We start from the raw sequence: 11,565 nt of genomic DNA on the forward strand, positions 1-11,565 counted from the left end.
TAATAAACTTTTATGAAGGATATAAGTATAATTATTTTCAAAATTTAATTTAAAACCAGACCTATTAAAATTGGCTGTTAGCCTGGTGTTTTTTCTTAAAATAAATTGGTTTTCCTGATTAATATCTGATGTGAGTAATTTATTAGCTTTTACATACTTCTTAAAATAACTTTTTGCTGAAAAGCCATCGTTTTTAAGCAATAAAGATTGTTTTTGCTTATTTATTGCTAAGCTATGGCAGCTAAAGGATATTAAAATTATAGTAATTAAAGTAAATAAAAACCTCATATCGCAAAATATAATAAAAAAACAACTATTTAAGGGTTTTGAGTGTCTTTAAAATGTCTATTTTTTGATTTTTCATATCTCGCCAAGGGTCTTCTCTGTATTTTAAAAGTGTTAAAACGTTTTTAAGATGGAAATCCTTCATATCTAAGTTTTCATTTACTTCATCCCAACTTAATGGAAAAGAAACTGTTGCGTTTGGTTTAGGCCTTACAGAATATGGTGCTGCTATGGTTTGTCCTCTTCTATTTTGCAGGTAATCCAGGTAAATAAGATTTTTTCTTTTGTAAGGACTCCTTTCTAAACTGGTAATTTCTGATGTTTTTTCATGTACTTTTTGTGCTATAAATTCAGCAAAATTTTTAACGATTTTAAAATCATATTTGGCTGCCAAATAAACAAAAATATGTAAGCCGCTAGAGCCAGATGTTTTGATATAACTGTTAACTTTTAAGCTGTCTAACACTTCTTTAACTGCTAAAGCTACCTGTACAACTTCTTTGAAATCATTTTTATCAGGGTCAAGATCTATAACTAAATACTCTGGATTTTCTGGTTTCTTGTAAGTGCTTAACCATGGATTTATCTCTATACAACCTAAATTAACCATATATAATAAAGATGCTTTATCATTACAAATAAGATAATCTATCTCTTTATTATTACTTTCTGAGTGCATTTGAGCCGATTTAGCCCATTTTGGAATTTGTGCTGTATCCACATCTTTTTGATAAAAACCAGGTTTAGTTATCCCATTTGGATGCCTGTTTAAAGAAAGTGGTTTATCTTTCAAATAAGGTAAAATATAATCGGCAATACGCTCATAATAATTTAATAATTCTCCTTTGGTAATTTTTTCTTTTGGCCAATAATACTTGTCCAAATTGGTCAATTTTACTTTTTTAGTTCCAAAAGTTTTAGTTTCTTCAGTTCTAGTAATCTTTTCTTCTTTTACTTCCTCCATATCTTTATCTAATCTTAAGCCTTTAAAAACCGGATGTCTTAGATGATGATCCATTGTCCATTCCGTATAAGTTACTTCACAAATCATCTTAGGTTTTACCCAAGTTACCTTACTTTCCATATTCACTTTATCATAAAAGGGTTTATCTACAGTTATGATATCCTCCATTTGCTGATAAAGGCTTTTCAAAGTTTCATCATTAAAACCTGTACCACAATTACCTATATATTTAAGCTCTTGGTTATTATCGTATAGTCCTAAAACTAAAGCTCCAAAATACTTTCTACTTCCAGCAGGTTGTGTAAAGCCACAAATGATAGCCTCTTGGCTATTACTCAATTTAATTTTCAGCCAAGAGTCTGTTCTTTTACCAGGATAATATTCATCATCAATTCTTTTGGCAATAACTCCCTCCCATTTTTTCTTTTTGGCATCTTCAAAAAGTTTTTCGCCATCAGCTAAAACATATTCATTAAATACTATATTTTGAGGCTTATATTTATCCATCAAAGCTTTTAAAAGCTCTTTTCTTTTTAAGAGAGGAATATCTAAAAGGTCATTTCCATTGAGTTTTAAAATATCAAACACATAAAATTTAAGTGTAAGTCCTTTAGCATTTGTATCAAAATGTTGTAGCCATTGAAACTGATGAACCCCAGCTTTATTCTCAGCAACAATTTCACCATCTAAAATCGCATCAACCTTAATTTCTTTCAGATGATTACTGATTTGTTGATAATTTGAAGTATAATCAATACCATTTCTTGAAGTTAAAGAGGTATTATCGCCAGTTGTTGCTATCATCCTGTAACCATCTATTTTTCTTTCAAATAGCCAATTTTTATCATTAAAAATATGATTTGATGATTTGGCTAACATGGGCGAATAGGTACGCTCTTCTGTTAGCTGTTGAGTTTGCTTAGGCTGATGTTTATTTTCAGGCTTCTTTTTTTTAAAATCTTTGCCAGCTTTTATTATTTGTTTAGGGATAAGATTTTCGATATTAAAATTCTTGTCTACAGAAAATTCATCCTGATGTTTGATAAGTAACCAAGCATTTTGTTCTGAGTTTTTAAGCTTAACCAAAGCAAATTCTCCTTTAAGTACTTTACCATTCAATTTAAACTTTAAACTTCCTGCTGATAAGCCTTTTTTTAGCTCTTTTTCATCATCTTTTCTAGATTTTGATAAGGATTGATAAGTACCTTTATCAAAAATATAAACCGTACCTGCACCGTAATTACCTTTAGGAATTTCGCCTTCAAAATTTTTATAATCATAAGGATGGTCTTCTACCATCATAGCCAAGCGCTTATCTTTAGGGTTTAGTGATGGCCCTTTAGGAACTGCCCAACTTTTTAAAACACCATCTATTTCTAACCTAAAATCATAATGTAAATGTGAAGCATGATGCCTTTGTAGCACAAAACTTAATGTTTTTCCAGTTGCTTTTTTTTGTGATTTTGGTTCTGTAGTTTGCTTAAAATCTCTTATTTCATCATATTTTTTTAAAGACATTTTATGCTCCTTTCTTATTTAGGCTTTCTAATAACTGTTCATACAAATCATCACTTTTAGCTTTTTTAGGTTTTAATTTTTTTATGGTTGGTCGTTTTCCTTTGGCTTTAGCTTTGATGATTTTTAAAAGTTCTGCAGTGTAGGTATCCTTATATTTATCGATGTTAAAGTCGGCAGTATATTGTTTGATTAAGGCTAAAGCTACATCCAGTTCTTTTTTAGGAATATTCACATCATCTGGAGTATTAATATCTGATGTGTCTTTGATTTCCTGAGCAAAGCGTATTCTTGAAATTACAATAACATTGTCTTGCGGATGTATGATGCATAAATTTTCTTTCTGCCTTAATACAAACTGCCCTAGTCCGGCCATTTTTGTCTTTTTTAAAGCATTTAAAAGTAAAGCATAAGCTTTTTGTCCTTGTTTACTAGCTTCTGCATAGTAAGAAGTTTCAAACAGCATTGGGTTAATTTCTAATGCTTTTACAAATGTTTGAATATCAATGGTTTTTGTTTTCTCTGGACTTGCATCTTCAAAATCTTGATCTTCTAAAATGACATAATCATCTTTCAAGAGAAATCCTTTAACTATCTTTTCATAAGGGACTTCTTTCTTTGTTTTCTCATTAACCCGTAAAAACCGGATACGAGCGTGGTCTCGACTATCCAACATATCTAAATCTAAAGTGCTATTATCTATAGCCGAGTAGAGCTTGATAGGAATATTTACTAAACCAAAGGCAATGGTGCCATTCCAGATAGATCTCATAGTAATTGTTTTCATTTTAAAAACAATTACTATTCCAAAGAAGAAATCATAAAAAAAGCCCTCTGCTTTTGCAGAAGGCTTCTATTATTATTTTTTAAGTATTAAGCAGAATTTCTAGCTGCATTAACAATACCATAAAGAGTTCTCAGAATCAGCTTGTTATAAATTTGCTTTCTTTCATCAGATACATCATCAGATAAGGATTTGATAATCGCATATCTTTGAATAATCACCAAAGGCAATACAATTTTCTCTCTCAAAGAAATAGAACGTTTATCTGTTGGATAATTCTCCATCAATGTTTCTGTATTAGACAGCTCTAATAGCAAATTTTGAGTAAGGTCAAACTCGGTCTTCATGCCTTTCCAGAACTCACCAAATGTTGTATCTTCTGATAAATACTCGGTTAATCTAAAATCGGCTTTACTCATAGACATCATACAATTGTCTACAACTGTTTTAAAGAAACCAGCGTTTTTGTATAAGCTTTTTACTTGTTCCCATTGTCCAGACTCTTTTAAAGTTTTTAAAGCTGTACCCACACCATAAAAACCCGGTATGTTTAATTTAGCTTGGCTCCATGAGGTAACAAAGCTAATCGCTCTTAAATCTTCTAATTTCAATTCTGCATCAGAGTTTCTTTTTACTGGTCTACTACTGATGTTAATTTGAGAAAGCATTTTTAATGGAGTTTGTACCTCCATAAATTTAAGGAATAAAGGATGTTTCCTTAAATCCATAAATGCGTGATAACTTATATCTGCCATTTGAGAGAAAAGTAATTTCTCATCATCATTCATGGTATTGCTGCTTTGTTTTTCTAGTGCAGAGTTAATACCGGCATGAATCAATTGCTCCATGTTATTGGTAGAGCTTTCGTAAGTTCCATAATGCGAACTAATAGTTTGCCCTTGTACTGTCATTTGGATTTGCTTATTCGCAATATCTTTACCAAAGGAAGCATAGAATTTATGTGTTTTACCTCCACCTCTTGCCGGAGGTCCTCCTCTACCATCAAAAAAGGCTAAATCAATATCATACTTTCTAGAAACAGCTGTTAAGCTAGATTTTGCATAGAAAATAGAATAGTTTGCCATTAGATAGCCCCCATCTTTGGTACTATCAGAGAAACCAAGCATAATAACCTGACGTTTTTTTCTGATTTCTAGATGTTTACTGTAAACAGGATGAGCATATAAAATTTCCATCACGTTATCGGCAAACTTTAAATCGTCTATAGTTTCAAAAAGTGGTACAAAGTCTACATCCAATTCTTCTGCTTTCCAGCCACTCCATAAAAATAGTTGTTTAAGTTGTAGAATATCAGACGCTTTTTGGCAATTACTAATGATAAACCTATGGCAAGCTCTCTTTCCGTTATCTGCTTGCATTTGCTTAATTAAACGGATAACATCTAAAGAATCTTTACTTAACTCACCAAAAGAGCTATAATTAGTAAAGTCTGCCTCGTTTAAAGGTATAGCAGCTATTTTTTCCTCTTCGCTTAAATCAAAATAATTTTCTGGCAAAAGCCCTTTCAACTCTTCTGATTCGATACATTCTTTAAATAAAGTTCTTAAAATTCGGCTATCTTGTCTAATATCTAGAGAGGCAAAATGACAACCAAAAAGCTTTACTTTCCAAATCATATCATCTACAAGCTCAATAAATAAACTATCGTGATGATTGATTAAAACCTCTTTAACCTTTCTTAAATTACTTAAAAGGGTTTCTTTAATATTTGAACAAGACGTATTTTGTTGGTAAGCGTTATTATAAATAAGTTCTTCTAACTCTAGCAAATATTGCTCGGTACCGTTAAAAGTTATTCTGCGTTTAAGTTTTTTAAAATCTCTATAATAACATCTGAAAAGTGCTTGTCTTAAGAAAACAGAAACCTGTTTAGTTGTTTCGGCGGTAACAAAAGGATTCCCATCTCTATCGCCTCCAGGCCAAAAACCTAATTCTATTAAACTATGGTTTCCTAAATTAAGTTTAAAAACTTCCTCTAGGTTATTATGTACATCTGATGCTGTTTGGTAAAGAATATTTTCTAAATACCAGTTTAAACTAACGGCTTCATCAACCGGAGTTGGTTTTTTCTTTTTAAAGAAAGGCGTTTTACCCAGTTGCTGTAAAAGAAGGTTGATAGCATTTACATCATTGTTTTTGATAGCCTCGGTTAAGTCTGTCATAATACTTAATACCGGACCTGGATAAAACTGAGTTGGATGTGCTGTTAAAACTAATCTTAATTTAAACTCTCTTAAACAATCTTGAATACGTTTATACAATTCTTCATCTTCTAAAGCACTACTCATTAAGCTGCTTAAAGAGCTTAAATCTTCATTAGACCTTGTTTTTACAAATGCTGCATCTTCTACAGCATCAAAAAGTACAACTTGCCTTTCTATGTATTGTATAAATCTAAAAAGTAAGTCTGTAATCTCATGCTGGTCTGTTATCCCTTTTTGCTTGGCAAAGAAAGATTCAATAATATCATCTGGTCTTTGCTTTTCTTCTACCCCACTCTCGCAATGTGCAAAGAAATAAGGAAGCGCTAAACCCGTATTTTTTACACGATAAAATGGTAAAGTAAGAAAAAGACTATTATACAGTTCGAATTTTGTAGTGATTTCGTTTTTAAATACAGTCTCTTTTGAATTTAGTTGAGGTCTTTGTGTAAACATAATTGGGCGAAAATTACGTTAATCTAAAAATCAATCCAAATTAAATTGTAATTAAAAGCCAAATTGATGATAATTTTCTAGAAAATAACCTTATAAAAACAAATAGCTTGCAAATTGCAAGCTATTGTTATAATTTTTGAAAGAAACGATGTTAATTACATTTGGTCTAATTGCTTTTTCAATTCAGCAGCTTTGTCTAACTTATTCAGTTTAACATAAACTTCTCTTAAAGCTTTAGCTACGTTTCTGTCTTTAGGATTTAACTCTCTGGCTTTTTCTAATAAAGGTAATGCTTTAGTTAATTGAGCATTAAACTGTCCTTTTAACGCATTATATTTTGCTTCGTTATTTTTGGTATTAGGTAAAGCATTAGCTTGGTTAATAAAAGCATTCCCTCTATCAATATAAATAACGGCAAGGTTATATACTGCATCAGCATAAGAAGGGTCTATTTCTAAAGCTTTGTTATAAGCTTCCTCTGCTTTATCAAATTGTTTATTAGAGGCATAAGCTACACCCGCAACAAAATGTAAGGTTTTATTTTTAGGTTCTTGAGCAATAGCACTCTCAATTTTTGAAATTTGTTTACTTGCTTGACCTCTTGCTAAATACACATTTAACTCATCATAAATTAAGTTTAAATTATTTGGATGAAGTGCTCTACCAGCTTCTATAACCTTTAAAGCATTAGCAGTATCGGCTTTAGCCATATACAACCTACCTAATTCTTGATATAAAGCAGGATTCTTGGTATTTAACTCCAAAGTTTTGTTGTAATACTTGATAGCTTCATCTGTCATTTGGGCACTATTAGCCGCAATAGCTGTGTACATGCTATACAAAGAATCTGTAGGCATTACATCTGAAATATACTTAAAAGAAGTATAAGCTGTTTTGTAGTCTTTTTTATTAAATGCAGAAACGCCTCTGTTTTGCATCACAATAGAAAGATTTCTTTCAGAATTATCAATATTGTTTTTCTCTTTTCCTTCTTTATCTAATTCTTTAGCTTTTGCGATAGCTTCCTGGGCTGTTTTAAATGCCGCATCAGCATTACTCATATTGACAGTGTCAGTTACTGCTATGGCAGAATAAATTAAAGCTTTGTATGACCAAGCTTCTGGAGAATTTAAAGTTTTTTCGTGTACTGTAGCCTTATCAATAGATGCTTTGGCAGTATTTAAGGTTTCTAATTGCTTTTTTACAGAAGCTTTTGTTTGCATACCTACTTCAAAAATGGCATAAGTATTTTTGGCGGCACTAATTTCAGCTTTTTGAGCCATAGCAACTGTACAAAAACTTAATGCTATAAGGCTCGATAATAGTTTTTTCATTTTACGATTAATTGTATGTGTTAAACGATTAATTATTTTATTTATTCTGTTGTTTCTTCTCCTTCGTCTTCAATTGCATCGTCATCATCCTCGTCTATATCCTCATCAGAAAGGTCAGCTTCAATAACCTCAATATCGGTTACAATTGCATCAGTATTCTCTTCTGCTGTTTCATCATGTTCTACTTTAGCAACAGACGCAATTTCATCATTAGCTTTCAGATTGATCAGTCTTACCCCTTGTGTAGCTCTTCCCATAACTCTTAAATGACTCATCGCAATTCTGATAACGATACCCGATTTATTGATAATCATTAAATCATCTTTATCGGTAACATCTTTTATAGCTACAAGTTCACCAGTTTTATCGGTTACTTTAATGGTTTTAACCCCTTTACCACCACGGTTGGTTACTCTGTAATCTTCTAAATCTGTACGTTTACCGTATCCTTTTTCAGAAACTACTAAAATGGTTGCTTCTGGTGAATCAATACTAATCATACCTACTACCTCATCTTTATCATGAGCTAGTCTTAAACCTCTTACACCAGTAGCAGTTCTGCCCATTGGTCTTACCGTAGATTCATTAAATCTGATTGCTCTACCAGAACGTAAAGCCATAATAATTTCTGAATTACCAGTAGTTAAGTTGGCTTCTAATAGTTCATCACCATCATTGATATTGATAGCATTTATACCATTGGTTCTTGGGCGACTGTAAGCTTGAAGTGTAGTTTTCTTAATAGTGCCCTTTTTGGTACACATAATAATGAAATTGTTTTCAAGATAATCTTGATCTTTAAGATTAACAACCTTAATATATGCTCTTATCTTTTCTTCTTTCTCAATATTGATGATGTTTTGGAGCGCTCTTCCTTTGCTTATTCTTGTCCCTTCTGGGATTTCAAATACCCTTAACCAGTAACATTTACCTTTGTCTGTAAAGAATAATAGATAATTATGGTTAGATGCGATGAAAATATGCTCAATAAAATCTTCATCTCTTGAAGTAGAACCTATAGAACCTTTACCACCTCTACCCTGTGTTCTATATTCGGTTAAAGGAGTTCTTTTAATGTAACCTTCTCTTGAGATGGTAATTACAACATCCTCATCCTCAATGAAATCTTCTGTTAAAAGTTCGGCTGCAGAGTGTACAACTTCTGTTCTTCTTTCGTCGCCGTATTTTTCTTTTAGCTCGGTTAATTCATCCTTAATAATTTGCATTCTTAAGCCTTCATCAGCTAAAATAGCTTGTAAACGCTCAATTAATTTCATCAACTCGGCATACTCCTCTTTAATCTTATCTCTTTCAAGACCTGTTAAACGGCGCAGCGTCATATCTAATATAGCTCTTGCCTGAATGTCTGTTAAACCAAACTGATTGATTAAACCTTCGCGGGCATCATCAGGCGTTTGAGAGCTTCTGATTAATTTAATAACCTCATCTAAATGGTCTAAAGCAATTAATAAACCTTCTAAGATATGGGCTCTTTTTTGAGCCTCATTAAGCTCAAACTTGGTTCTTCTAATAACTACTTCATGCCTGTGGTCAACAAAATGTCTTATTAAATCTTTAAGATTTAAAAGCATTGGTCGGCCATTAACTAAAGCAATATTGTTAACGCTAAATGAGGTTTGTAAAGCGGTATATTTATAAAGATTATTAAGTACGATAGCAGCATTTGAATCGCGTTTAATTTCGTAAACGATACGCATACCGTCTCTGTCAGACTCATCTCTAATTTCAGAAATACCTTCTATTTTTTTCTCGTTAACAAGATCGGCAGTACGCTCAATCATCATTGCCTTATTCACTTGATAAGGAATTTCTGTAACAATGATACGCTCTCTTTCGTTACCAAAAGTTTCAATTTCTGCTCTACCACGCATCATTACCCTACCTCTACCAGTTTCAAAAGCTTCTCTTACGCCTTCATAACCATAAATAAATCCTCCGGTAGGAAAATCTGGAGCTTTAACATGCTTCATCAACTCACTTATCTCAATATCTTTATTATCAATTAAAGCGGCTGTAGCATCAACAATTTCACTTAAATTATGTGGAGGCATATTTGTTGCCATACCAACAGCAATACCCGATGATCCGTTAACCAAAAGGTTAGGGAATTTTGATGGTAAAACCGTTGGCTCTTCTAAAGAGTCGTCAAAGTTTAAGCGAAAATCAATGGTATCCTTATTGATATCTGCCAATAACTCTTCAGCCATTTTTTTGAAACGAGCCTCGGTATAACGCATGGCTGCTGGCGAGTCGCCATCTACCGAACCAAAGTTACCCTGTCCATCTACCAAAGGGTAGCGCAAAGACCAAGGCTGTGCCATACGCACCATGGTATCATAAACAGACGCATCACCATGTGGGTGATACTTACCTAATACCTCACCCACAATACGGGCAGATTTTTTGTAAGGTTTGTTACTTGCCAAACCTAAGTCTAGCATACCAAATAATACCCTTCTATGAACTGGTTTTAAACCGTCTCTTACATCAGGTAAAGCTCTGGAAACGATAACAGACATTGAATAATCAATGTATGCGGACTTCATTTCCTCCTCAATATTAATAGGTATAATTTTGTCGTGTTGGTTTTCGTTTTGATTATCAGTTTCTTCGGCCATATTTAAAATATTCTATAAAAGAAAGTGCTTATGTAAAAGCATAACTGCGAAGTTAATAAATTAGATGTAATTGCTTCTTCCTGTGGAAAAATTCTTGAAGATTAATCACCATATCATCCACCAAGGTTTTTTTATCTGTATAAAAACGCCATGAGCTTCGATTTTTAAGGGATAAGTTCTGAGATAATCACCTTGTCCTGCTTTTCCTTTTCCTGTTTTTAAGCAATATCCATAACGATGTACTGGGCAAATGATATAACCTTCTTTGCACCAACCTCTGCTTAAATCAGCACCAGCATGCGGGCATGTTGATGCAAAAGCATAATATGTATTTTGATTATATGCAATACTAATTTTCTTACCATAAAGCTTAATCTGTATCATAAGATCATTTTCCGGAAGCTTATCTAAAACTTTAATCCACTGTATCATTAGTTTCTGCGCTATAAAAACAGGATTTTTAAGCAAAATAGCATTATCTTTGCGAAATTAAAAAGATTAGCTTGAAGAATTTTATCCCAGAAGACGGCACTTTACTTCCTTTAATGGAAGAGTTTTACACCATACAAGGCGAAGGATTTAATACCGGTAAAGCTGCCTATTTTATTAGATTAGGTGGTTGTGATGTGGGTTGCCATTGGTGTGATGTAAAAGAAAGCTGGGATGCTGATTTACATCCACTTACACCTAGTGATGAAATTGTTAAAAATGCTACTCAATATCCGGGTAAAGCTGTTGTAATTACCGGTGGCGAACCCTTGTTATATAATCTTGATTATTTGACAAACAAGTTAAAAGAGAACAAGATTTTAACTTTTATTGAAACTTCTGGTGCCTACCCATTATCAGGCAGTTGGGATTGGATTTGCTTATCTCCAAAAAAATTTAAAGCCCCTAACCCATCAATAGCTCAATTTGCAAATGAACTTAAAATCATTGTTTTTAACAAAAGTGATTTTGCCTGGGCAGAGGAGCATGCTTTGTTGGTTGGCCCCAATTGTAAACTGTATTTACAACCAGAATGGTCTAAGGCTAATGAAATGCTTCCTCTGATTATAGATTATGTTAAGAATAACCCTAAATGGGAAATATCTTTACAAACGCATAAATATTTGAATATCCCCTAATAATACATAATTTAGTTAACTGAACTTAAATTATACTGATGAGATTTTTATCCTGTTTATTATTATTAAGCATAAGTATATTATGCTTCGGACAGGATAAGTATTCCTCTAAAGACAAAACTGCTATCAGAAGTTACGAGAAAGCCAGTTACTTCTTAGATTTAAATCGCTTTTCAGAAGCAAAAGTTGAGTTAAACTATGCTGTTAAACAGGATGATGAATTTATTGAAGCTTATTTG

General features: G+C 32.6%; 7 protein-coding genes and 1 pseudogene. 2 read left to right on the forward strand and 6 right to left on the reverse strand.

The window, feature by feature from the left end:
- Nucleotides 1–313 precede the first annotated feature (313 nt).
- From ligD to B2745_RS01510, 6 genes are all read right to left on the reverse strand, one after another.
- Complete coding sequence (gene ligD, locus B2745_RS01485) at nt 314–2,767, reverse strand: DNA ligase D (RefSeq protein WP_304062705.1); 2,454 nt, start codon at nt 2,765–2,767, stop codon at nt 314–316.
- 1 nt (nt 2,768) lies between these two features.
- Nucleotides 2,769–3,536: a Ku protein gene (locus B2745_RS01490; RefSeq protein WP_304062729.1), complete on the reverse strand. Its 768-nt coding sequence runs from the start codon at nt 3,534–3,536 to the stop codon at nt 2,769–2,771.
- A gap of 101 nt (nt 3,537–3,637) precedes the next feature.
- Nucleotides 3,638–6,226: a phosphoenolpyruvate carboxylase gene (locus B2745_RS01495; protein WP_304062708.1), complete on the reverse strand. Its 2,589-nt coding sequence runs from the start codon at nt 6,224–6,226 to the stop codon at nt 3,638–3,640.
- Between the two features lie 155 nt (nt 6,227–6,381).
- A complete protein-coding gene (locus tag B2745_RS01500; RefSeq protein WP_304062711.1) occupies nt 6,382–7,560 on the reverse strand; it encodes a tetratricopeptide repeat protein in 1,179 nt (392 codons plus the stop codon).
- Between the two features lie 41 nt (nt 7,561–7,601).
- On the reverse strand, nt 7,602–10,199 hold the full coding sequence (gyrA, locus tag B2745_RS01505) for a DNA gyrase subunit A (RefSeq protein ID WP_304062714.1): 2,598 nt from the start codon (nt 10,197–10,199) through the stop codon (nt 7,602–7,604).
- A gap of 105 nt (nt 10,200–10,304) precedes the next feature.
- On the reverse strand, nt 10,305–10,631 hold the full coding sequence (locus B2745_RS01510) for a Rieske (2Fe-2S) protein (RefSeq protein ID WP_304062717.1): 327 nt from the start codon (nt 10,629–10,631) through the stop codon (nt 10,305–10,307).
- Between the two features lie 71 nt (nt 10,632–10,702).
- Between B2745_RS01510 and B2745_RS01515 the strand changes: the two genes are divergently transcribed.
- Nucleotides 10,703–11,326, forward strand: a complete 624-nt coding sequence (locus B2745_RS01515; RefSeq protein WP_304062720.1) for a 7-carboxy-7-deazaguanine synthase QueE — start codon at nt 10,703–10,705, stop codon at nt 11,324–11,326.
- Between the two features lie 38 nt (nt 11,327–11,364).
- A pseudogene (locus B2745_RS01520) lies at nt 11,365–11,565 on the forward strand (hypothetical protein); the annotation flags it as partial.

The organism is Pedobacter glucosidilyticus (assembly GCF_002483235.1).
Taxonomy (GTDB): domain Bacteria; phylum Bacteroidota; class Bacteroidia; order Sphingobacteriales; family Sphingobacteriaceae; genus Pseudopedobacter; species Pseudopedobacter glucosidilyticum_B.